This is a genomic window from Candidatus Minimicrobia sp. QA0096 (genome assembly GCF_963967315.1).
Taxonomy (GTDB): domain Bacteria; phylum Patescibacteriota; class Saccharimonadia; order Saccharimonadales; family Saccharimonadaceae; genus Nanosynbacter.
Genome location: NZ_OZ017288.1, coordinates 425,574 through 448,344, shown reverse-complemented (window position 1 = coordinate 448,344; position 22,771 = coordinate 425,574). Strand labels below are relative to the sequence as shown.

Annotated in this window: 24 protein-coding genes; 19 read left to right on the top strand and 5 right to left on the bottom strand. The window is 42.7% G+C overall.

Features of this window, described 5'->3' with window-relative positions; translation table 11 throughout:
- Positions 1-16 precede the first annotated feature (16 nt).
- Together AACH20_RS02435 and AACH20_RS02430 are read left to right on the top strand one after the other, a co-directional pair.
- Entirely contained in the window at positions 17-1,777 is a 1,761-nt protein-coding gene (locus AACH20_RS02435) for an ABC transporter ATP-binding protein (RefSeq protein WP_338503806.1), read from the top strand.
- Positions 1,777-3,771 carry an ABC transporter ATP-binding protein gene (locus tag AACH20_RS02430; RefSeq protein ID WP_338503804.1) on the top strand — a complete coding sequence of 665 codons (1,995 nt, stop codon included), beginning with the start codon at positions 1,777-1,779 and terminating at the stop codon, positions 3,769-3,771. The genes AACH20_RS02435 and AACH20_RS02430 overlap by 1 nt, the downstream gene beginning before the upstream one ends.
- Before the next feature lie 7 nt (positions 3,772-3,778).
- On the opposite strand, the gene AACH20_RS02425 is transcribed toward AACH20_RS02430, so the two are convergent.
- Positions 3,779-4,519, bottom strand: coding sequence for a hypothetical protein (locus AACH20_RS02425; protein WP_338503802.1), 741 nt, complete (start codon positions 4,517-4,519; stop codon positions 3,779-3,781).
- Between the two features lie 97 nt (positions 4,520-4,616).
- Here AACH20_RS02425 and AACH20_RS02420 point away from each other — a divergent pair, with 97 nt between their 5' ends.
- The 7 genes from AACH20_RS02420 (at position 4,617) to AACH20_RS02390 (ending at position 12,031) form a co-directional block, all read left to right on the top strand.
- Positions 4,617-5,249 carry a TylF/MycF/NovP-related O-methyltransferase gene (locus tag AACH20_RS02420; RefSeq protein ID WP_338503800.1) on the top strand — a complete coding sequence of 211 codons (633 nt, stop codon included), beginning with the start codon at positions 4,617-4,619 and terminating at the stop codon, positions 5,247-5,249.
- Positions 5,250-5,296: 47 nt separating this feature from the next.
- Positions 5,297-6,535, top strand: a complete 1,239-nt coding sequence (arcA, locus tag AACH20_RS02415; protein WP_338503797.1) for an arginine deiminase — start codon at positions 5,297-5,299, stop codon at positions 6,533-6,535.
- Complete coding sequence (argF, locus tag AACH20_RS02410; protein WP_338503795.1) at positions 6,535-7,524, top strand: ornithine carbamoyltransferase; 990 nt, start codon at positions 6,535-6,537, stop codon at positions 7,522-7,524. The genes arcA and argF overlap by 1 nt, the downstream gene beginning before the upstream one ends.
- 39 nt (positions 7,525-7,563) lie before the next feature.
- The gene (locus AACH20_RS02405) at positions 7,564-9,108 is read left to right on the top strand and encodes a YfcC family protein (RefSeq protein ID WP_338503793.1); all 1,545 of its coding nucleotides are present in this window, start codon (positions 7,564-7,566) and stop codon (positions 9,106-9,108) included.
- Between the two features lie 3 nt (positions 9,109-9,111).
- Entirely contained in the window at positions 9,112-10,062 is a 951-nt protein-coding gene (gene arcC / locus AACH20_RS02400; RefSeq protein WP_338503791.1) for a carbamate kinase, read from the top strand.
- A 76-nt stretch (positions 10,063-10,138) separates the two neighbouring features.
- Positions 10,139-11,053: a magnesium transporter CorA family protein gene (locus tag AACH20_RS02395; protein ID WP_338503789.1), complete on the top strand. Its 915-nt coding sequence runs from the start codon at positions 10,139-10,141 to the stop codon at positions 11,051-11,053.
- Positions 11,054-11,110: 57 nt separating this feature from the next.
- Entirely contained in the window at positions 11,111-12,031 is a 921-nt protein-coding gene (locus AACH20_RS02390; protein WP_338503787.1) for a CorA family divalent cation transporter, read from the top strand.
- 352 nt (positions 12,032-12,383) lie between these two features.
- On the opposite strand, the gene AACH20_RS02385 is transcribed toward AACH20_RS02390, so the two are convergent.
- Positions 12,384-13,076 carry a DsbA family protein gene (locus AACH20_RS02385; protein ID WP_338503786.1) on the bottom strand — a complete coding sequence of 231 codons (693 nt, stop codon included), beginning with the start codon at positions 13,074-13,076 and terminating at the stop codon, positions 12,384-12,386.
- A 53-nt stretch (positions 13,077-13,129) separates the two neighbouring features.
- Between AACH20_RS02385 and AACH20_RS02380 the strand changes: the two genes are divergently transcribed.
- The 3 genes from AACH20_RS02380 to AACH20_RS02370 are packed head-to-tail and all read left to right on the top strand — an operon-like array spanning position 13,130 to position 16,590.
- A complete protein-coding gene (locus tag AACH20_RS02380; protein WP_338503785.1) occupies positions 13,130-14,152 on the top strand; it encodes a CBS domain-containing protein in 1,023 nt (340 codons plus the stop codon).
- A gap of 38 nt (positions 14,153-14,190) precedes the next feature.
- Positions 14,191-15,969 carry an aspartate--tRNA ligase gene (aspS, locus tag AACH20_RS02375; RefSeq protein WP_338503784.1) on the top strand — a complete coding sequence of 593 codons (1,779 nt, stop codon included), beginning with the start codon at positions 14,191-14,193 and terminating at the stop codon, positions 15,967-15,969.
- A gap of 48 nt (positions 15,970-16,017) precedes the next feature.
- Positions 16,018-16,590: a CAP domain-containing protein gene (locus AACH20_RS02370; RefSeq protein WP_338503782.1), complete on the top strand. Its 573-nt coding sequence runs from the start codon at positions 16,018-16,020 to the stop codon at positions 16,588-16,590.
- Between the two features lie 118 nt (positions 16,591-16,708).
- Here the strand turns inward: AACH20_RS02370 and AACH20_RS02365 are convergent, their stop codons facing one another.
- Positions 16,709-17,248 (bottom strand): VIT1/CCC1 transporter family protein, encoded by a 540-nt coding sequence (locus tag AACH20_RS02365; protein WP_338503780.1) that lies wholly within the window; start codon positions 17,246-17,248, stop codon positions 16,709-16,711.
- A 156-nt stretch (positions 17,249-17,404) separates the two neighbouring features.
- Here AACH20_RS02365 and AACH20_RS02360 point away from each other — a divergent pair, with 156 nt between their 5' ends.
- Genes AACH20_RS02360 through AACH20_RS02345 form a run of 4 tightly spaced genes read left to right on the top strand, consistent with a single transcriptional unit; the run spans position 17,405 to position 18,835 of the window.
- Entirely contained in the window at positions 17,405-17,626 is a 222-nt protein-coding gene (locus AACH20_RS02360; protein ID WP_129636661.1) for a hypothetical protein, read from the top strand.
- 19 nt (positions 17,627-17,645) lie between these two features.
- The gene (locus AACH20_RS02355) at positions 17,646-17,915 is read left to right on the top strand and encodes a YtxH domain-containing protein (protein ID WP_129631738.1); all 270 of its coding nucleotides are present in this window, start codon (positions 17,646-17,648) and stop codon (positions 17,913-17,915) included.
- A gap of 40 nt (positions 17,916-17,955) precedes the next feature.
- The gene (locus tag AACH20_RS02350) at positions 17,956-18,498 is read left to right on the top strand and encodes a hypothetical protein (protein WP_338503776.1); all 543 of its coding nucleotides are present in this window, start codon (positions 17,956-17,958) and stop codon (positions 18,496-18,498) included.
- Positions 18,491-18,835, top strand: a complete 345-nt coding sequence (locus tag AACH20_RS02345; protein WP_338503773.1) for a hypothetical protein — start codon at positions 18,491-18,493, stop codon at positions 18,833-18,835. Before AACH20_RS02350 ends, AACH20_RS02345 begins: the two co-directional genes overlap by 8 nt.
- A gap of 3 nt (positions 18,836-18,838) precedes the next feature.
- Here AACH20_RS02345 and AACH20_RS02340 read toward each other — a convergent pair whose 3' ends face one another.
- Positions 18,839-19,741, bottom strand: coding sequence for a mechanosensitive ion channel family protein (locus AACH20_RS02340; RefSeq protein ID WP_243816757.1), 903 nt, complete (start codon positions 19,739-19,741; stop codon positions 18,839-18,841).
- Between the two features lie 24 nt (positions 19,742-19,765).
- Here AACH20_RS02340 and trmB point away from each other — a divergent pair, with 24 nt between their 5' ends.
- A complete protein-coding gene (trmB, locus tag AACH20_RS02335) occupies positions 19,766-20,407 on the top strand; it encodes a tRNA (guanosine(46)-N7)-methyltransferase TrmB (RefSeq protein ID WP_338503769.1) in 642 nt (213 codons plus the stop codon).
- A gap of 17 nt (positions 20,408-20,424) precedes the next feature.
- Entirely contained in the window at positions 20,425-20,772 is a 348-nt protein-coding gene (locus AACH20_RS02330; RefSeq protein ID WP_232736137.1) for a nucleoside triphosphate pyrophosphohydrolase family protein, read from the top strand.
- Here the strand turns inward: AACH20_RS02330 and murC are convergent.
- Entirely contained in the window at positions 20,769-22,019 is a 1,251-nt protein-coding gene (murC, locus tag AACH20_RS02325; RefSeq protein ID WP_338503763.1) for a UDP-N-acetylmuramate--L-alanine ligase, read from the bottom strand. The genes AACH20_RS02330 and murC overlap by 4 nt on opposite strands.
- 84 nt (positions 22,020-22,103) lie before the next feature.
- On the opposite strand from murC, the gene AACH20_RS02320 reads away from it, so the two are divergent.
- Positions 22,104-22,769: a hypothetical protein gene (locus tag AACH20_RS02320; protein WP_338503761.1), complete on the top strand. Its 666-nt coding sequence runs from the start codon at positions 22,104-22,106 to the stop codon at positions 22,767-22,769.
- The last annotated feature ends 2 nt before the right edge of the window (positions 22,770-22,771 follow it).

The window sequence follows — 22,771 nt, the reverse complement described above, 5'->3', positions numbered from 1 at the left end:
ACGTAAAGGACTATAAATGAAACATATTTTACGAATTTTTAGAGGCTATTGGTTGCTGTTTATTATCTTGATTGGATTCACGTATGGCGTTGTGATGGCGAATTTGTGGCTGCCGGATAAAATGTCGGAAATTGTCAATAATGGCATTATTAAACAAGATATGTCGGCGATTTGGAATAATGGCTTGATGATGATTTTAGTGACGGCGGCCGGTGGGTTTTGTTCAATTGTCGTGGGCTTTTTGGCGGCGCGAATTGCTACGGGAATGGCGCAGAAATTGCGATTGAAATTGTTTGAACGAATAGAAAGTTTTTCTTTGGCGGATTTTAACAAGTTTTCTACGGCGTCGCTGATTACGCGCTCAACGAATGATATTCAGCAGATTCAAACAACGTCAATAATGCTGCTGAGGCTGGCGTTAATGGCACCGATTATGGCAATTGGCGGTTTGCAAAAAGCCATGAATAATGCGCCAGACCTGAGCTGGATTATCGCTTTGGCGGTGTTCGTTTTATTTGTGGTGATCGCTACGCTATTTACGATTGCCGTACCTAGGTTTAAGAAATTGCAGACTCTGGTGGATAAACTTAATTTGGTAGCGCGGGAAAATTTGGTTGGACTGAAAGTTATTCGTGCGTTCCATAACGAGAAGATTGAGCAGAAAAAATTTCAAGAAGCTAACGTGGAATTGAATAAGATGAATTTATTTGTGAACCGTTTGATGATGTTGCTTGATCCGATTATGACTTTAGTGATGAACTTTTCGAGTGTGGCAATTGTGTGGTTTGGCGCGCATTTGATAAGTAGTGGCAATTTACAAATTGGTAATATGATGGCATTTTTGGAATACGCGATGCAGGTGATAATCTCGTTCTTGTTGCTGTCGATGGTGTTTATTATGGTGCCGCGAGCCGCCGTATCGGTGCGCCGAGTCGGGGAAGTTTTGGATACTTCACCGTCAATTACTGACCCGAAGTCGCCGAAAAAATTACCAAAAGATGCCAAGGGAAAAATTGAGTTTAAGGACGTTACGTTTACTTATCCTGACGCGGATTTGCCAGTGCTTTCGGATATTAATTTTATAGCTGAACCTGGTCAGACAACGGCGTTTATTGGCAGTACTGGCTCGGGAAAGTCGACGTTGATTAATTTGATTCCTCGTTTCTATGATGTTTCGGCGGGGCAGATTTTGCTTGATGGCGTTGATATTAGAAATCTGAAATTGGAAGATTTGTCTGGTCAAATTGGTTACGTGCCGCAAAAAGGCGTGTTGTTTAGTGGAACGGTTGCTAGTAATATCAAATACGGCAACGCTGAGGCTAGTGATAAGTTGGTTGAAAAAGCGGCCAAAATTGCCCAAGCGGAAGAATTTATTAGCGAGTTAAAAAGTGGCTATAAAAGTGAAATCGCTCAGGGTGGCAGCAATGTTTCTGGTGGTCAGCGCCAGCGTTTGTCGATTGCGAGGGCTATTGCGGTTGAGCCGAATGTTTACATTTTTGACGATTCGTTTTCGGCGCTTGATTTCAAGACCGACGCGAAGTTGCGGGCTGTGCTTGCGAAGGAAACTAAGAATAAAACTGTGTTAATTGTTGGTCAGCGAATTAATACGATTATGAATGCCGATAAAATTATCGTGCTTAATGAGGGAAAAATTGTTGGTCAGGGAACGCATCAGGAATTGATGAAAGATTGCGAAGTTTATCAAGAAATTGCCGCTTCGCAGCTCTCGGAAGATGATTTGCAGAAAATGTCTATTGCTGCGAAAGGAGTGTTGTAATGTCTAGGCAAACCACGAAAAAACGTCAGCAAGTACGAATGGGCGGCCCGATGGGCAGAATGGGCACTGGCGAAAAGGCTAAAGATTTCAAAGGAACGGTCAAGAAGCTGATTAAATATTTGTCGGATTTTCGATGGCAAATGTTGATGGTGTTGGTTTTTGCAATTGGAAGCACGATTTTTGCGATTGCCAGCCCGAAGATTTTAGGCGGCGCGACGAACCAAATTGTTGATGATTATGCCAATATGAAAGCCTACGAGGCGATTACTAGCAAATTGCCAAAAGGTGTTTCTTTGCCAGCGGGAACTACTGGCGCGGACGTTTTGAACCGATTGCCGAATAAGTCGGAGATTGAAAAACAGATTCCGTCCAGTCAGCTTGAGTCGATTAAAAAGTTAGATCTTAGTCGGCGTCCAGAATTTCATTTTGACGCTATTTGGCGAATAATTATTTTGCTAGTCGGAATGTATGTGTTGAGTGCAACTTTTCGCTATATTCAAACGTGGATAATGACTCAGGTGACGCAAACCGTAACTTTCAGGATGCGACAACAATTGTCCGAAAAAATAAATCGCTTGCCGCTGAGTTATTTCGATAAGCAAACTTACGGCGAAGTTCTTAGTCGCATAACTAATGACGTCGATACGATTAGCCAAACGCTAAATCAGAGTTTGTCGCAAATTGTAACTTCAACGGTTACGGTGCTGGGAATTTTGGTGATGATGTTTTCGATTAGCTGGCAGATGTCGCTAGTTGCGTTGTTGGTGCTTCCGCTGGCGGGTGGCGTGATTACGCTGATTGCAAAGAGCTCGCAAAAACAATTCTTGCGCCAGCAAACGCAGCTTGGTGAACTTAATGGACACATTGAAGAAATGTATGGCGGTCATCAAGTGATGCGCGTATTTAATGGTCAGAAAAAATCGATTGCTAAGTTTTCTAAGATTAATAATCGACTTCAAGAGAGTGCTTGGAAGGCTCAGTTCTTTTCTGGCTTGATTCACCCGATTATAAATTTTATCAGCAATATTGGCTACGTTGCTATGACAATTTTAGGCGGTTGGCTGGCGATTAATGGTCGGCTAAAAATCGGCGATATTCAGGCGTTTATTCAATACGTCGATCAGTTCAATCAGCCACTAGTTCAGGTTGCTAATATCGCTAATATTTTGCAATCGACAGCTGCTGCCGCCGAGCGAGTATTCGAGTTTTTGGACGAGCCAGAAGAAGCGGTTGAATCGAATAACTTGGTAAAATTGTCTAACGTAAAAGGCGAAGTTGAATTCGACGATGTCGTCTTTGGTTATAAACCTGACCAGATGATCATTAAAGGTTTGTCGGCGCATATTAAGCCGGGTCAACGCGTGGCGATTGTTGGTCCGACTGGTGCTGGTAAAACGACGCTGGTTAATTTGTTGATGAGATTTTATGAGATTAATAGCGGTTCGATTAAAATTGACGGCGTGGATATTCGTAGAATGAAACGTAGCGATGTGCGTCAAATGTTTGGTATGGTACTGCAAGATACGTGGCTGTTTAATGGCACGATTCGTCAGAATTTGATGTATGGCAATCCAAAAGCTACCGAGGAAGAGATGATAAAAACCGCCAAAGAAGCGCATGTTGATCATTTTGTGAGGTCGTTGCCGGGTGGCTATGATATGGTCTTGGGTGAGGAGGCTGCTAACATTTCCCAGGGAGAAAAGCAGCTGCTGACAATTGCCAGGGCGATGTTAGAGAAGGCGCCGATGTTGATTTTGGATGAAGCAACAAGCTCGGTTGATACGCGCACAGAAGTCCTTATCCAAAAAGCTATGGATAAGTTGATGCAGGGAAAAACTAGTTTTGTTATCGCGCATCGTTTGAGTACTATCCGCGACGCTGATTTGATTTTGGTGGTTAAGGACGGGAATATCATTGAGCAGGGCAATCACGAAACTCTGCTGAAGCAAAATGGATTTTACGCTGAGCTTTACAATAGTCAGTTTTCTGAGTAGATGTTCGCTATTTTTTACATAATGATATTTTTGTCGCTTCTGGTATGTGCAGTTCAAAATCAATATCAGTTTTCTGGACAATTTCATAATAAGGCGGAATTGATGGGTTTTTCGGAAGTTCAATTATTTTTCCGTCGTTAAATAATTGTCCTTGTCTGTAGACATTGTGAATAAACGGTACATTTGGTTTTGTTTTTCTCAAGCGACATAACGCTGATTCATGCCGTGTTTCGCCATCTGTAATAACTTTGGGCTGCGTATGCCATTGTCCCATAATACATAATGTTGGTAGAGAGCCGTCAATTCCGAGGATATTTTTAGCTAGCTGCTCTTCTCGTTCTTGCGGGCTTGGTGGTATGATGGCATCCTCATCTAAATTGTCAAAAAATGTATCAATAAAAACGAGCTCTTTAAGTTGATTTTGCTGCAGAAGAATTGCTATCGTTTTTATCATCTCAAGAGATAGAACGCTTAAGTCAAAAAGGTCTTCATCAACTAAGGAAAAATCGCAAGAGTCGGTCTTTACTGAATTGATGAAGTTGAGTATAGCAGGGCTGGCCTCAATAGCTAATCGTTTTACGCCAAGTTTCTTAACCAGAGTATAGATGACGTCGGCATTTTCTTTAATGCCGTGAATTTCACCATGAACAATTATGTTTGATTTTCGCAATGTGGACTGAAACAAATTTAACCGTCTTATGTCTAGTTGTTTCGGCAAGAATGTTTTGATGATATCGTGATTATTCATAGGTGCTAATTGATAGTTTACTTCATAAAACCGTAAATATATAGAGCCGCGTCGTTGATAATTTGTCGATATTTGGCGAACTATTTATAATTAAGTCATGAATATCACAGACCAACTCCTCACTAAATACCCGATCATTTCCGATCAAGTCGACATAAAAGAGCTTAGCGCGCTTTTAAGAGAATTGGAGAAAACTTTACGCTGTGGCGCCACTGGAAATATTGTGGAGTTTGGTTGTTATGTTGGCACGACTAGTTTGTTTATTCGCCGACTGCTGGACGCTTATGATTTTACGGGCGAGTTTCACGTTTACGATTCGTTTGCGGGATTGCCAGAAAAAACCCAGAAGGATAATAGCGCCGCGGGTGATCAATTTAAGGCTGGCGAATTATTAGCGCCGCGTAAGACGTTTGTCCAGAATTTTAAGAAAGCAGGGTTGAAGTCGCCGATTATTCACAAAGGCTGGTTTTCCGATTTTACTTCTGATGATGTGCCGGAAAATATTATGTTTGCGTTTTTTGATGGCGATTTTTATGAGTCAATTATCGATTCTTTTCGGGTTTGTGAAAGTAAGTTTAATAAAGACGCGATAATTATTGTCGATGATTACGCAAATGAGGCTCTGCCGGGAGCTGCAAAAGCCACTGATGAATGGCTAAAAGTTAACCGACAATTCGCAGCCAGGACTGAGGCTAGTCTGGCAATTATCTCCTCTTGCCCAAAAACATAAACGTGTTACAATTAAAACATCACTAATATAAACAGGGGAGGGTTGTGATGGACGAACCAATTCATATCACGTCTGAAATAGGAAAACTTAAGACCGTTCTATTGCATCGGCCAGGTGAAGAGCTGGAAAATTTGACGCCAGACTATCTGACCGATCTTTTATTTGACGATATTCCATATCTGAAAGTGGCGCAGGCTGAACACGATGCTTTTGCGGAAGCATTGAGAAGTCGTGGAATCGAAGTTTTGTATCTGGATCAATTGGTCGCCGAGGCAATTAGCACGGATCAATTGCGCGAACAATTTGTCGATGAAATGTTGGCTGCTTCTAAGCAGGATTCACGCCGTGTTACTCAAACGTTGCGCCAATTCTTGTTGGACTTGCCAACTCACGCTATGATCCGCAAGATTATGGCTGGTGTTCGCAAGGATGAAATTACTTTGCCTCCAGATCAGCATCAGCAACTTCATAATATGATCGAGAAAAATCATTATCCGTTCTATCTCGATCCAATGCCAAACCTATACTTTACACGCGACCCGGCTGCCGTAATTGGTAACGGTTTGACAATCAACAAGATGCACTGGACAGCTCGTCGTCGTGAATCGCTATTTATGCGCTACATCATCGACCATCATCCACGTTTTGCTAATCGTGCGCCAGTTTGGTACAACCGCACAGAGAAATTCTCAATGGAAGGTGGCGACGAATTAGTATTAAGCAATAAGGTTATGGCAATTGGTGTTTCAGAGCGAACAACCGCTGAGGCAATTGAAAAGATGGCAACCAAGCTGTTTGCTGGCTCGAAATTCGAGAAAGTCATTGCTATGGAAATTCCAAAATCTCACGCCTTTATGCACCTAGACACTGTGTTTACGATGATTGATCGTGATAAGTTTACGATTCACCCAGAAATTCGCGACCATGGTGGCAGGATGAATTGTTTCATTTTGGAGAAGGTTGAAGGTCAGCCATTCCCACGAATTACACATGAAACAGACCTGGAACACGTCTTGAGAGTTGCGCTTGGTTTGCCAAGTGTTACGTTGATTGAGTGTGGTGGTGGCGATCCGATTGCTGCTGCTCGTGAGCAATGGAATGATGGTTCAAACACTTTGGCGATTGCGCCGGGTGTTGTGGTGACTTATGATCGCAACTACGTAACTAACCAGAAATTGCGCGAAAACGGTATTGAAGTTATTGAAATTAGTGGCGCTGAGCTTGGACGCGGTCGTGGCGGTCCACGCTGTATGAGTATGCCGCTAGTACGAGAGGATGTATTCTAATGGCTCAGAGTTTGAAAGGACGATCGCTGCTGACTTTAGGCGATTATACCGCTGAAGAGATTCGCTTACTGTTAGATACGGCTCGTGAATATCGTCGATTGAAGTATGCCGGAATTCCGCACCGAATTCATGAGGGCAAAAACGTGGCTTTGTTGTTCGAAAAGACTTCAACACGAACACGCTGCGCATTTACGGTGGCGGCTAACGACCTTGGAATTGCGCCGGAATACCTCGGTAAAGATGATATTCAATTGGGCAAGAAAGAGACAGTTGAAGACACTGCCAAGGTTTTGGGTCGAATGTTTGACGGAATTGAGTTCCGCGGCTTTGACCACGCGACTGTTGAGGAATTGGCGCGTCACGCTGGCGTTCCAGTATGGAATGGATTGACCGATAAGTTTCATCCAACACAGATTTTGGCTGACTTCATGACAATTGAAGAGCATGTCGGAAAATTGAAGGGGACTAAGTTGGTATTTGTTGGTGATGGTCGTAACAATATGGCGAACTCGCTGATGATCGGCTCAGCTATTATGGGACTTGATTTTCGTATTTTGGCACCTCGTGAATTGCATCCAGATCAGGCTTTGGTTGATAAGGCAAATCATTTTGCCAGGTCAAGCCACGCACGTATCACCATTACTGACAACTTCGAAGAAGCTTTGCGCGGTGCTGATGTAATTTACACGGATGTCTGGGTTTCAATGGGCGAGGAAGATAAGTTTGCTGAGCGCATTAACCAATTGCGACATTTCCAAGTTAATCGCCAAATGATTAACTTGACAGGAAATCCTGAGGTCAAGTTTATGCACTGTTTGCCAGCATTCCATGACGCATTGACGATTACTGGAAAGAAGATTCAGGAAGATTTCGGTTTAGATTCAATGGAAGTAACGGATGAGGTGTTCCGCTCGCCACATTCGATAGTTTTTGATCAAGCGGAAAATCGTATGCATACAATCAAGGCTGTGATGGCTTTGACATTGTAGTTGTTGTCGTAATAAGGAGGTTAAGGAGGCTCCGAGGCAATGGTAGAAAAAATTAAAAAAGCAAAGCAGAAGCTTCGATCACCGTCGGCGTTTACTATTTTGTTTGTCGTGATCATCGTTATGGCGGCATTGACGTGGGTTGTTCCTTCTGGACTATATAAGACAAACGAAGATGGCGATCGTATAGCTAATTCGTATCACGTAGTCGACAAAGAGCGAACCGTCACAGAAGAAAAAGACGGTAAAAAGGAAGAGGTCAAAAAACACGACCAGCAAGGTTTGTGGGACGTCTTCACCGCACCTATTAAAGGTATGTCAGACAAGCTTGATGTCATCGTCTTCGTGATGGTGCTTGGTGGATTCTTAGGCGTCACTATGAAAACTGGTGCGCTTGACGCTTCTCTTGGCGCGCTGCTCCGAAAGATGAAGGGCAAGGAAAAGTGGCTCATTCCGATTCTGATGATTCTCTTCGCTATCGGTGGTACTACTTACGGTATGCAAGAAGAAACTGTGGCGTTTTACGCACTTGTTATACCGATGATGATTGCTGCTGGCTATAACGCCATGACTGGTGTGATGGTTATTGTGTTGGGTGCTGGTACTGGTGTGCTAGGCTCGACAATCAACCCATTCTCTACTGGTGTTGCAGCAAAAACTGCAGACGTGAAATTGGGTAGCGTTATCCCAATAATGTCTATCATCTTAGTACTTTGTCTAATTGCTGCGATTGTCTTTACTATGCGTTACGCTGCAAAAGTTAAGGCCGGCAAGTACAAAGAAGATGTTCGCTACAAGCCAGCTACGGCTGCTCTTGACATGACAAACGTACCAAAATTCACTGGTCCACGAAAAGTTGTTATGTCTGTGTTTGCTATTACATTTGTGTTAATGATTCTTTCCTTGATTCCATGGGGAAGTTGGAATATCACACTCTTCGCCGACATGTTTGAATGGGCTGCAGGTTTGCCGGTTATTGGCGCGGTACTTGGCGTAGTCCACAGTGCAGCCTTTGGTGATTGGTATTTCAATGAAATCACCGCACTATTCCTAATTTCAACAATTGTAATAACCGCAATTTACTACAAAGAATTTAAGAAAGAGGGTGTTTTCCCAGTTGATGCATTTATCGACGGCGTGAAAGATATCTTGCCGGTTGCTCTGATTATCGCGGTGGCAACAGGTGTTTCTGTGGTGATGTCTAACGGTGAGATTCAGGACACAGTTATTAGCTGGGGTGAGTCTCTCCTGAAAGATGCTGGTGGTGGTGTTGTTGGTGTGTTGGCATATCTATTCTACTTGCCAATGTCGTTTATCGTTCCGTCATCATCAGGTTTGGCAGCAGCAACTATGCCGGTTATTGCGCCAATTGCCGACCTGGTTGGCTCAAGTAAAGAAGTTATGGTTGCCGCATTTGCGACAGCGTCTGGCTTGATCAATATGATGGCTCCAACTATCGCGTCGTTGATGGGTGGATTGGCTCTGGCTGGTGTTTCATATCGCGACTGGCTAAAGCGCTCAGCTCCAATTATGGCGATATTTGCTATTATCAGCATTACAGTTATTGCAATTTTCGGGGCACTGTAGCCTATGGATAAGAAGCGTACTATTGTAGTAGCGCTCGGTGGTAACGCCCTGCAACGGCAGGGCGAAGCCGCGTCTGAGCAACAGCAACGAGTAGCCGATGAAACGGTTCGGCAACTTTTGCCGTTAATCCAGGCTGGTCATAACGTAGCAATCGTTCATGGTAATGGTCCTCAGGTTGGCAACATTGTGTTGCACGAAGAGGCGATTAACACGCCAGATGTGCCAAGTTTGCCGCTGGAAGATTCTGGCGCTATGAGCCAGGGATTGATTGGCTTTTGGCTGCAACAGGCTTTTCATGACGCCTTTATGGTTAATCAGATGAATAATCGCGCTGTTAGCGTTATAACCCAAACGATTGTTAGCTTGAGTGATCCAGCATTCCAAAATCCAACAAAGCCAATTGGTCCGTTCTATTCGGAAGACGAGGCAAAAACCGTCGCTAGCGAGCGCGGCTACACGGTAAAAGAAGACGCTGGCCGTGGTTGGCGTCGTGTCGTTCCTTCACCGAAACCTCAGACAATTGTCGAGGCTGATGTGATTAAGGCGTTGGTTCATGCTGGTGTGACAGTCGTTTCAACTGGCGGCGGCGGTATTCCTGTTCTGCAAGATGAAACTGGTCAATTAAAGGGCGTCGCTGCGGTTATTGATAAGGACTTCGGCGCGGCAAAATTGGCAGATCTTTTGGACGCTGACACCTTGCTGATTTTGACTTCGATTGATGCTGCTAAAATTAATTTTGGCAAACCAGACGAACAATCTCTTGGGGAAGTTTCAATAGAAGAGCTCCAAAAACACATTGACGATGGGCAATTTGCAGCAGGTTCGATGTTGCCAAAAACTCAGGCTGCCTTGTCGTTCTTGGACGGGAAGTCGGGGCGTACGGCGATTATTACTTCGCTGGATAAAACCGCTGAAGCTATTAGCGGCTCGGCAGGCACGATAGTTAAATCGTAATAAAAATCAAGAAGTTCCTGTGAATGGCGCAGGAGCTTCTTGTGTTTATATATGTTTTATTTTATAATATGAAATTATGTTGCAATATCTTCGTTCAACAAATAGTGATTCAATAATTAGCCCGCAAGAAAATTTGCAGTCTGGTTCGTGGGTGCGCTGCGAAAGGCCGAGCGACGAAGAGGTTTCGCAATTGTTGATGCTGGGCTTGGATGAGGATTTGATAAGTGACGCGCTTGACCCGCACGAGGTGCCGCGTATTGAGTTTGACGATGAGTGGACTTATTTGATTGCGCGATTGCCAGACACTGATGACGATTTTAACGATTTTACCACGCCGATTTTATTCTGCATCAATAAAGATCATATCGTGACGTTGTCTAGAGATAGTTTGGGGCGATTATGGCAGCCATTTATTGATAAAGTGCGAATTAGGACGGATCGACAAGTTGAGCTTTTGGTGGCGATGGTTGAGGCGATTTCAATGCAATATCAGCGGCGTGTGGCAACGATTAATCGCCAGATGCGAGCGGCTACAGACAGTATTCATACGCTGAGAGTTAATGATATTGCCACACTGGCGGAGTATGAGCGTAAATTGAATGATTATCTTGACGCGCTAATTCCGATGAACTGGGCAATTGAGAAACTTTTGGCGACTCAGAAGTTGCGACTGAAAGCTGATGATAAGGAAGATGTTGAGGATATTTCGATTGATTTGGAGCAGGTGATTGCGCGTTGTAAAAGTTTGTTGAGGACGATTACTAATGTGCGCGACAGCTATAGGGCGGTGATGGATACGCGCCTTAATGAGACGATCCGTCTGCTAACCGTAATTACCGTAGCTTTGACTATTCCGACGATGATCGCTGGTTTGTATGGTATGAATGTGCCGGTTCCAGGTGCCGATAATCCATTGATGTTTTGGGGAATTACCGCAGTTAGTGTAGTGCTGGCATTCGTTGTGGGCTATTATTTCCTGCGCCGTCGATAAAGTTTAATTGTAATTCGACAGATTGCTAATATCGCTTGTGTATATTATAATTTTCTTATGATGGTGGGCTATTTTGAACGCAGATCGTTGACTGAAAAGTTGACGCAAGCTCAACGAATGCATAAAAACGGTTGGATTAATTTGACCGGGAGTCTTGATGCTACTCGAGTTTCAAAGGCTTTGTCGTTGTCTGCTAATATTGTCCGTGACGTACTCGATATCCACGAATTACCTCGAGCGGAGTTTTCTGATGGTGTTGAATATATTTTTACGCGTATACCGTTTGGTCAAACTGATTCTGGCAAAACGGCACCGTTTTTGATTGCAATTAGCGGCGGTCATTATATTACAATATCGCCTCATGTTAAATTTTCACCTCTGGAGGTTAGCGATTATTTATTTAGCACAACCGAGCGTCCAGCGGGAGTTTTTTCTGCGAATTTGGCGTATATTATTTCTCAATATGAACAGCGAGTACATTTGTTAACGGAGCAAATTAGCGATGCTCGTCGGCGGCTAAGTCGTCATGAAGTTGAGAATTCGGATTTTATTAAATTTGTCGCAATTGAAGACACTCTCAATGAATATCGAAGCAGTTTGGAAGGCATGTCTCGCGTTATTACACAACTGATGGAAAATCGCCGTCATTTATTTAAGACTAGAGATCTGGAAGCCTTGGAGGACGTCGATCTACACATCAGGCAAGTTTTAGTGGCAATCAGTTCCAGTACGCACACAATTTCCAGTATCCAAAACGCTTATTCGACGGTTGCTAATAATACGCTGAACCAACGCATGAAGGCGTTGACCGCCATAACAATTCTTCTGGCTATTCCAAACGTTTTTTACGGGATGTATGGAATGAATATCGCGTTACCATTTCAGGGCGAGCCTTGGGCATATCCAGTTATCACTAGCTTTACAGTGTTGTTGATTTTACTTGTTATGTTTATTGCCAAGCGACTCCGCTTATTCTAATATAGATATAATAAGCATTTTCAAAATGTTTTTGCTTGACGTACCAATAAACGTTTGGTAACATTGTTAGCACGTCTCGCGCCGAAGCATTAAATTGCTGATATTAAGTGATAAAGGTCGAAGCGCGTGGGGCTGCACATAATAATAAGGAGTGCAAAACACATGCCAATAGCAATCAAATTTGTGCCATCAAGGCGCAAAAAGATCGCGGTGGATGTGGTGCCTGCCGAATGGCAAACATACATAGCACAATAAAAAGAGTGCAGTCGGCTCCAACGATAGAATAGAGACGACTATAAACAAATCCCGCTCCAAGGCACCGGAGCGGGATTTTGGTTTGTGTGAAAATGCGTTAATCTTTTACTTCAACGCCAGCTTTTTTCAAGGCTTCCTTAACTGATGATTCGATTGAGCCAGAGCTGTCCATCTCAGTATTTTTTCCATTTATGTAGAAAGTTGGTGTCGCGGCAACGCCGTGTTTGCGACCGAGAGCCATATCGAAGTCGATTTTATTTTTAACCTTGTTACTGGCAATATCGGTTTTATATTGATCGATATTAAGCTTCAATTGTTCAGCATAAGATTTGAAGATGTTGTCGCGTTCTGTAGAGTTGGCGTTTTTCCAAGCGTCCTGATTTGCATATAGAAGCTCATTCACTTCCCAGAATTTACCCTGCAGGCCAGCAGCTTCAGCTACGGCAGCGGCAGCTCGTGCGTTAGGGTGTGAGCTGGCAATTGGGAAATTACGGAAAATTAATCGAACGTGATCTTTATATTTTTTAGCTAGCGCTTCGGCTTTTGGTGCAGCGGTGCCACAGCCAGGGCATTGATAGTCGGCGTATTCGATAATTGTTACTTTGGCGTCTTTACTGCCAATTTCGTGATCTGCAATATTGCCATTTCTCGATTCTGCGCTGATAATTGTGTTCAGTTGATCGTTATTGATATCGCTAATGTTTAGTCGATTTTGTGTCGAAATATAAATCATTCCACCAACAATCGCCACTACAATAATTGCGAAAATTATCCAGCTTTTCTTATTCATTTTACCTCCATTTACTCTAGTAAGTATAGCACGGAATGCGGTACAATAAAACTATGACGATTGTGCTAATTTTTGGATATTTGGTTACTTTGGCGGTTTTATTGATAGTGCTGGGAATTCAGCCGAAAACGTCTTCGCATAGTCAATTTGAGCTGCGGCGGAGAAGTGGACTAGGCGATGAAAAAGCTAAAATTCTTTTGCGACAAAGAGAATTTTTACGAGATATTATTTCACTGCAGCGCGCCGTGGCTTCTTTATGTTTGGTAATTTTAAGTATTATTAGTGTTTATTTGTTCAATTGGATGGTTGGGCTAGTTTTGTCAATTATAATAGCTCTAGAAATCGGAGCTGTCGCGCGAATTGGCTTGTGGCAGAAATACTCACAGCAACTTTATGAAAAATACGAACCGCTAATCTTAACGACAATTGAGCGACATCAAGTAATTTTGTCGCTAATCCGTTCGGTGTCGCCAGTGGTTGGTGATAGTCGGGTGATTGAATCGAAAGAGGAATTATTGGAAATGGTGGCTCAATCCACCGGAGCGATTTCATCTTCTGAGAAAAAGCTTATTACTAACGGGCTGAAGTTCAACGATATGAAGGTCGAGGAAATCATGACGCCACGAAGCATGATTGAATCGGTACCTATGAATGAACTTCTCGGGCCGCTAGTGCTTGATGATCTTCATAAAAAGGGGTATAGCAGATTTCCTGTCATTGACGGCGACATTGATCATGTTGTTGGAATGTTGAGGATTCAAGATTTGTTAACGATTGATCGCAAGGCAAAATCTCATCGTGCGGAAACAGTCATGAGTAAAGACGTCTATTATATTCGCGAAAATCAAACTCTACAGCACGCCTTGGCTGCATTTTTGAAAACGCAGCACCACTTGTTTATTGTTGTAAATGAGTTTCGAGAAACAGTTGGTCTACTAAGTTTAGAAGACGTAATTGAAGCGCTATTAGGTCAGAAAATCATTGACGAATATGATATTTATGGAGATATTCGTAAGGCCGCCACGGCTAATCCGCAGAAAAATAATTTGCCCACAAAAACTCGACGAGATGTTTAATTCTGGGAATTTGCCCAGATTATGCTATAATAACAGATATGAAAAATAGAATTTTGGCGGCAGAAACTTCTAAAAAAGTTGGTGAGAATATTACAGTTGCGGGCTGGGTTCATTCCAGGCGTGATCATGGCGGGTTGATTTTTATTGATTTGCGCGACCACACGGGTTTGGTTCAGTTGGTTATTAACCCTGATAAAAAAGATGCTTTTTCTTTGGCGGAAAGCTTACGGGATGAGTTCGTGGTTCGTGCTTGTGGCGTGGTTGCGGAGCGTGGTGAAGGTCTGAAAAATCCGAATATTGCCAGTGGCGATGTGGAAATTGTTGTGGACAATTTGGAGATTTTGAACCGAGCTGAAACTTTGCCAATTCAGCCATTTGCCGAGGATAATCAAGCTGGCGAAGAACTAAGATTCAAGTATCGTTATCTTGATTTGCGTCGTCCAAAAATGCAAAACATGCTTAAAAAGCGCGCCGAAATGTATCGTCGAATCCATAAATATATGGACGATCGAGATTTTATTGAAATTCAAACGCCAATTTTGGCTAACTCAAGTCCTGAGGGTGCGCGCGATTTTCTGATTCCGAGTCGTTTGCAGGAAGGGAAGTTTTATGCTTTGCCACAAGCTCCACAGCAGTTTAAGCAGTTGCTGATGGTTGGTGGCGTGCCGCGTTATTATCAGTTGGCTGCTTGTTTCCGCGACGAAGATCCGCGAGCAGATCGCTTGTATGGCGAGTTTTATCAGCTTGATTTGGAGATGAGTTTTGCTGAAAATGGTGAAGAAGTTCGCGCTGAAGTTGAGCCTTTAATGAAGCAATTGGCGACTGATTTTGCTGGTAAAAAATTGTTGGATTTGAGCGATTTGGCGGTTGGTGATGGTAGTTCAATTCCGCGAATTTCGTATCGCGACGCCATGGAAACTTACGGTTCTGATAAGCCGGATTTGCGATTTGGCATGGAATTGATAGAACTGACGGACGTGTTCTCAGAGACTGAGTTTGGCGTATTTAAAAATGCTGAATGCGTTAAGGCTATTTGCGTAAAAAACGGCGCAAGTTTGAGTCGCAAGCAAATTGACAATTTCACCAACATCGCTAAAAGCGAAGGCGCTGGCGGTTTGGCGTACATCACATATCAAGATGGCGAAGCAAAATCTCCAATTGCGAAATTCTTGAGTGAGAAGGAATTAGCTGATATTCAGCAGAAAACTGGTGCGGTTGATGGCGATGCAGTGTTCTTTGGCGCTGATTCTCGCTCGGTTGTTAACGCGGTATTGGGGCGCTTGCGTAATGAATTTGCCTCGCACTTTAATCTTAAGGACCCATCGGTTGTGGCGTTTGCTTGGATTATTGATTTTCCGTTTTATGAGTGGGATGAACGAAGTAAAAAACTTGACTTTGGGCATAATCCGTTCAGTATGCCAAAGGGTGGTTTGCAAGCTCTGGAGTCTGCTGAAACTGACGCCGAAAAATTATCCATTGTCGCTGATCAGTTTGATATGGTGATGAACGGCTATGAGATTTGCTCTGGTGGTGTTCGTAATCATAACCCAGCGGTGCTATACAAAGTGTTCGGTTTGCTGGGCTTCAGTGAATCTTATGTTGAAGAGAAGTTTGGCGCTATGTTAGGCGCTTTCAAATACGGCGCTCCGCCTCACGCAGGATGTGCTTTTGGGGTTGATCGTATTTTGATGGAATTGACCGATGAGCAAAACGTCCGTGAGACTCTGGCGTTTCCAAAGAATGGCTCTGGTGTGGATGTGATGATGAATTCACCTTCAATTGTCGATCCTGCTCAGTTGCGCGAATTGGGTTTGTAAAATATTTGCAATATTGATCTACTGTTTTGGCTGTGCTAGTGTGTAAGTATGAAAAAGGTTATAGTCATTGCCGTCATTGTGGCGCTTACGATAGGCGTTGGCGGTGGAGTATGGCTAAAGACCCGTCTGGATGCTCAGGCAGCTGCTGGAGTAGCTCAGGAGCAGAAACAGGAACAACCGAAGAGTAAGTATGATGTTGGTCCAGCAGATCCTGCTGAGTTATTAGAGCTAGTTAACGCTGAACGCCAGCGTGTAGGTGTGGCGCCGTTGGAGTTTGATGAAAGCGTGCAAAGGTCAGCTCAGCTCAAGGCAAATGATATGATCACCAAAGACTATAGACAGCATATCATACCTGGGCTAGGTGATATGTACACACAAGAAATGCGCTATCTAATATATCAACGGGCTAAATGCTCTCATAGTAGTGAAAATTATTATACTGGCGCATATCATCCAAAGTCAGATGTTTTTGTATCGACCAGTAGAGAAGCATTTAACGGATGGATGAGTTCTAAGCCCCACAGAGAAGCTATACAAGATCCTAAGTACAAAAAGACGGGATTTGGTGTTAGCACCAACAACACAACCCTAGTAGCAGTCCAGCACTTCTGCCAAATCTAAATAACATCTTCTACTGAGTCTCTCTCCTTATAAAAATAAGGAGATTTTTTATGGGCTATAGAAGTTGGCTACAAAATTATGTGAACAACCACCCAGACCAAAACACAAGAACAATATACTAGATCCTAATCCCCAGCCAGGCCGCCAAAATGTCGCCCGCAAAGTAGGCTAGCCCTGCTGCAATCGCCCCAAGGAGTAATGTAATTCCTGCAGACTGCCAAGGTGATTGTTTGCTGACTTTGCCCTTGATGAAGCCGATTGCTAAGAACGTTGCCGCAGTTAGCGCCGAGCTAACATAGAATAATACCGCGTTTGGCGCCTTTAAGTTTGCAATTACGTCAATCAAATATGGCAATACTGGTACGCTACCGACCACCACGAAAGCTAAGAACGTTACTGCGCCTATGATCTTTGGGGATGAGCGTTTTTGGCTGTCGCGAACGGACTCTTCGTGCTCAGCGCTGGCTGCTAAATATGCACTAGATCCCATTGAAAAACCGTCGGCTATTAAATTGGCAATTCCTAATATAAGAATTACTGAACTAGATATTCCAGCACCAGCTGAAGCCGCCACGACTGCAAATGTTGTTACCGTGCCGTCAACCGCGCCATAAACAAATTCCGGTATGTATCGTTTGAAAAAATCTCGCATAACCATACCAGTTTATCATATTATTAACGATTAGCGGACATCTCTATTGACAATTTAATAAGCTTATGCTATAGTGAAATAGTTAGATTATCTAATACAAACAATTTAACAAGCATGCTAAAATAAACATAACAAATATAAACTTTTGCAGAAAGGTAAAGCGTGGAAGATATCCAAACAGCCATCGTTTTATTATCAATCATCGTAGGATTGTTGTCGGTTATTATCGTAACGCTACTGGCAGTGGTCATCGCCTTGTTGGTAAGACTTAATACGGTCATGAAAAGCGTTAGTAAAATTACAACTAACGTAGCTAGTGCGACTGAGTGGTTGTCGCCAACAAAAGTTTTTAGTGAAATATCAGGTTTATTTCGTAAAAAATAATTAAAAAAGGAGTAAATATATGAAAAAAGTTTTAGCAATTATCGGAGCAGTAGCAGCAGGTTTTACAGCTGGAATTTTAACTGCACCAAAGAGCGGCAAGGAAACAAGGAAAGACTTGAAGGATAAAGCTGTAAAAATGAAAGCCGACACTGAAAAGGTGGCTTGCAAAGCGACTGCCGCAGCAAAAGACAGCTTAAGTTCGTTAAAAGCTGGTTCTCAGAAAGTTGGAGATGCTGTAGCAGAAACCGCAAAAGACGTTAAGGGTAACGTCGAAAAACGTTTCAAGTAATATTTGACTCTATTCAAGAAGACGTGAGATAATATAAGTGATGAAAAAAGTTACTTTCTATCTCGCGTCTTTTTTGATTGCTTCTAGTTTGTTAGTGACTCCGCGGGCAGTTGAGGCTCAGTCTGTCGATGCTACGGCTGATTCTGAGATTATAAAAACGCTTGATCGAAACTGTAGTTCCGTAAGAGTTGCTATTAAAAACATCCATACCAATGACGCTCTAACTAGAGTTAACGTTGGACAAAGATATAATTCTATTTCTACCAAACTTATGGCCAGGCTGAACGGTCGATTGGCAATCAATAAGCTGGACAGCTCAAAACTACTGAACATTACTAATGAGTTCGAGTCGACGAGACTTAAGTTTAATAGTAATTACAACGATTACGATACTGCAATGACTGATCTTCAGCGCACAAATTGCTCTAATAATGTGGCGGACTATTATAAAAAATTGACCGTTGCTCGCGAGACTCGTAATAAACTTTCTGAGGACGTGAAGGTCTTGGATGAATTGTTAGTGAGATATAAAGAAGAAGTGCAAGTTATTAAAAATTCGCTGTCTGGAGGTTCTAATGAATAGAGCTAAGGAATTATTTCGTAGTTATAAATTCGCTACATTTATTGGGCTGACTATTGCGGTCTCGGTTGTGTTGGTATCGATCGCGATGTTTATGTATTACAAGACTGACGCTTATCGATTAGACTTGAGTCGCCCAGAATACGCTTCTCGCCGCAATCAAATTAGCAAGGATGCGGATGAAAAAAGTCACGAATTTGACGCGCAAGGTACAGTAAGCAAGGATACATTGAAGGAATTTTTGGGAATTTATGATAAAGAAGTAGAGAACGTTAATAAGATCAAAGCGTTTTCTAATGATGTGTTAAGCGATAAAGAATTGGGTTTGTCTAATAATTAATCTTTATCTTCTGGTTATTGAGGTTGGGGTCGGCAGGGTCGCCAGAAGAACTCCTTCACGATCAAAGTTTTGTAGCAATCGATGTCGCATTTCAGAGGTAACAGACCACTGATCGGATGGCTGAGTTTTTCCAGCGATGATCAATTCTGTTCCTCGTCCAGTAATATCACCAACGGAAACGAATTTAGGCGGATCGATAATTTTCTTTTGCCAAGCCTTTTCTTTAGCCAATTCTTGACCAGTAGCGTTAATGATGTCTGTAACTGCAGAAATGTCAGAACTTGGGTCGATATAAATGCTGAAGCGCGACATACTATAGCCCATAGTTTTATTGATAACATGCTGAATCGTGCCATTTGGAACATAATGAACATTACCCTCAGAATCTCGTATAACAGTAGTGCGAGTGCCGACTCTCTCGACGGTTCCAGCGGCTCCCATTACGTCAACAACATCGCCAACACGATATTGATTTTCGGCGATGATGAAGATACCGGATAAGAAGTCTTTAACAAGTGATTGAGCACCAAATCCTAATGCCACACCGATTATACCAGCGCTGGCGAATAGAGGCGATAAATCAAATAGGAATAGTTTATTGGCGACAATTGCGGCGACATAGAAAATTATTATGATTTGCCAGAAACTTCTGGTTAATTGGATGAGGGTTTTTTCGCGCTTTTCTATGTCTTTACGGTGCCAGGAACGATGTTTAGCGGTGGAGCGTATAGAATAATGTATAGTCCAAGATAATAAATATTTCCCCAGAAAATAAACAAAAACAGAGCCGATAATAATGCTGACTGTGTCGATAATGCGCTCACTAATTAACCAGCCAAAGTTGTTGCCATGCAGCCATTGACCTAACGTAGAAGAATCTAAAAACTGTTTTATAAGCTTATCCATTATTGATTTAGTATAATAGAAAATATGAGTTTTGTCGATCCGAATCAATTTATTATCACCAGAAAACGTAAGAAGTATAAATTCGCTTTGTTCCACAATTCGCCGCTATGCTTTGAGTTTGATGAATGGGTGAAGCGGGAAGTCGATTGTTTGGAAATCGGTGCTGGAACTGGACTGTTCAGCGTGGAGCTTGCGCTGCGCCATCCTGAAAAAACGTTTTTAGCAATTGACGTTAAAGGTGATCGATTACAGAAGGGCGCGAAAATTGCTGAAGAAAATGGGCTGGAGAATGTGTTTTTTGTTCGAGCGCGGGCTGACCAAATAGACCAATTAGTGGAGCAGAATTCTTTGGAGCAAATTTGGGTAACATTTCCTGATCCGTTTCCGAGGAAGCATAGCGCTGGGCGCCGCTTGACTCATCCTAATTTTTTGAAGAAGTATTCTTCATTGCTAAAATCGGACGGATCTTTATTAATCAAACACGACGATCACAATTTTTTCTGTTGGAGCTTGGAGCAATTGGTGGCAGAAAAATGGCAAATTAAAGAGTTGAGTTTTGATCTTCATGAATCCGCGCTAAGTGACGAATATAAAATAATGACGACGTACGAACAAAGGTGGATTGGTGAAGGAAAAACTATTAATTTCGTAAGAGTTACGCGCTAATAAATGAAAGGAATATTATGCAATTTAACGATTATTCAACTAAAGCAATTTCTACCTTAACAGATAAAGATTCTCATAAATATGGTGATGTTGACGCCAGATTGATGGCACAGATATTGGGATTAAGTGGTGAATCTGGCGAAGTCATGGAGAAATTTAAGAAAATCCTACGTGATAAAAATGGCGAGATCTCGGAGAACGACCGCGACGCAATAATAAAAGAGCTTGGTGACGTGCTTTGGTATGTCAATTCTATAGCGCATTTGCTTGGTTGCAGTTTAGAGGAAGTGGCTCGCAGAAATAATGATAAACTGCTCAGCCGCCAGAGTCGGGGGAAGATCCACGGCAGCGGTGATGATCGCTAATTTTTAGCTAATCGCTCGCGAATCCATCCGTCGATTGTGCCAGCGCCCATGCACAGGACGAGCTTTCCAGAGCTTCTTGCTGCGGTTATTTCTTGCCATAAATTATCGTCTAATTCGGCAAAATGAACTTTTTCTTTGTCGATATTTTTAGCAAGTTGTTGCGGTGTTAAGGTTGATAAATCTGGATTTTCCCTAGTTAAATAAGTTGGCAGCCAGTAAATTTCATTGGCATCACGGAAAATACCATCAGTGTATTGACCAATTATCTCGTGCTGGCGAACATTTTGGTGTGGCTGATAAACTAGGACTACATCGTTTGACAACTCCTTAGCCATCTGTAGTGTTGCTTGAATTTCAACTGGGTGATGTCCATAGTCAGAGTATAGATTTTCGGCGAGCTTTTCAAAACGCCGTCCTGAGCCGGGGAAGGAGTTTATTGCTTGGTATATTTCTGACTCCTCCGCGTCCACTCCGATATGCCTCAAAGCTTCGATCACCAAAGTAGCGTTCTTTCGGTTATGCTCGCCGGGCAGAGCGATGTTTTTATTGGAATCGTGCAAGATTGTTAGATTTTTCTCATCAAATATGGCGGAATTTTCTTGCCACGCGATAACTTTTTTAGATTTTTTACCGAATTCACGGAAAGCGTCTAAGTAGGATTCTTTTGTTGGATATGTGTCTGGATGGTCGTAATCAACAGATGTGATAAGGCTGATTTCTGGAGAAAAATGCAAAAAGTTGCGATCAAATTCATCGCACTCGTATACGAAAAATTGGCTATTTTTATCAAACGTTCCGCTTGGTCCAAAACTTAAAGTTGAACCCACAGAATAACTGACAGGAATTTGCAATTGCTCCATTGTCCAGATTAGCATGCTCGTTGTTGTGGTTTTTCCGTGGGTGCCAGCGACCGCGATAAGTTTCAGGTTTTTATCGGCGATTATTTGCGCCAGCAATTCGTCACGCTTGCTGGTTTTTATGCCTAATTTTCGCGCCAAGACTAATTCTGGGTGATTTTCCGGTAAGGCAGCGGTGTAAATAAACCAATCAAATGGTGATTTATCGTGTTCTGATTGCAAGAACGCGCCAGATTGGTCAAAAGAAATAGGAATTCCGGCTGACTCTAATTCGTTTGTGATTAGACTTGGTGATTTGTCGGAGCCGCAAACGTCATATCCAGCCTCTAAAGCAATTCTACTCAGTGGTCCGATGCCAACGCCGCCGATTCCTGAAAAATAAATTCGCATACAAATATTATACCACCGCAATGGTAGTAATATTCACGTCATTGGGATAATTTGCTATACTAAAATCATAGAGAAGGCGGTGGGATGGCTATAGATAAGAAGAAAACCAAGTTCAGAATTAAGCGACTCAGTCAGATTAAGACTTGGCAGTTGGTTATTTTATTGGTTATGTCTGGTTTTATTTCGGCAACTTTTTTGAGGTTGAATAATGTTGGTATGGTCGAGCGACGAGAATCTGTAGAGAACGCAGATAAGGCTGGAGATATAGTCAATCTTCAGCAGCGACTATACGATTTGCAGCGTTATGTATCTACGCATATGAACGCTGATCCGGGGAAGATTGCGCTGGATCATACGTATAAACAAATGTATGACCGGAAGTTGAAAGAGTTCGAGGAGGAGATAAAAAATCAGTCTAACAATGATACTGTGTCGAAAGTTAGGGCTGTCTGTGATGCTAGGGCGCAGCAGGGCGGTTACGGCCGATTTACGACACAGGCGGATCCGAGGTATATCAGTTGTATTAATGAGGAATGGGCGAAATATCCTGCCGCGAAAGCCACTAACTTGCAGTTTGAAGCGCCTTCAACCGAGCCGTATTATCACACTTTCGTCTCGCCGATATGGTCAGCTGATTACGCGGGGTGGTCTTTGCTAGTGACGATATTTATTGCCATGATTATCGTAATGAGGTTGGTTGTTCTGGGGATGTTAAAGTTGATACTTAGACGACGAAATAAGCTTTTTTAGCT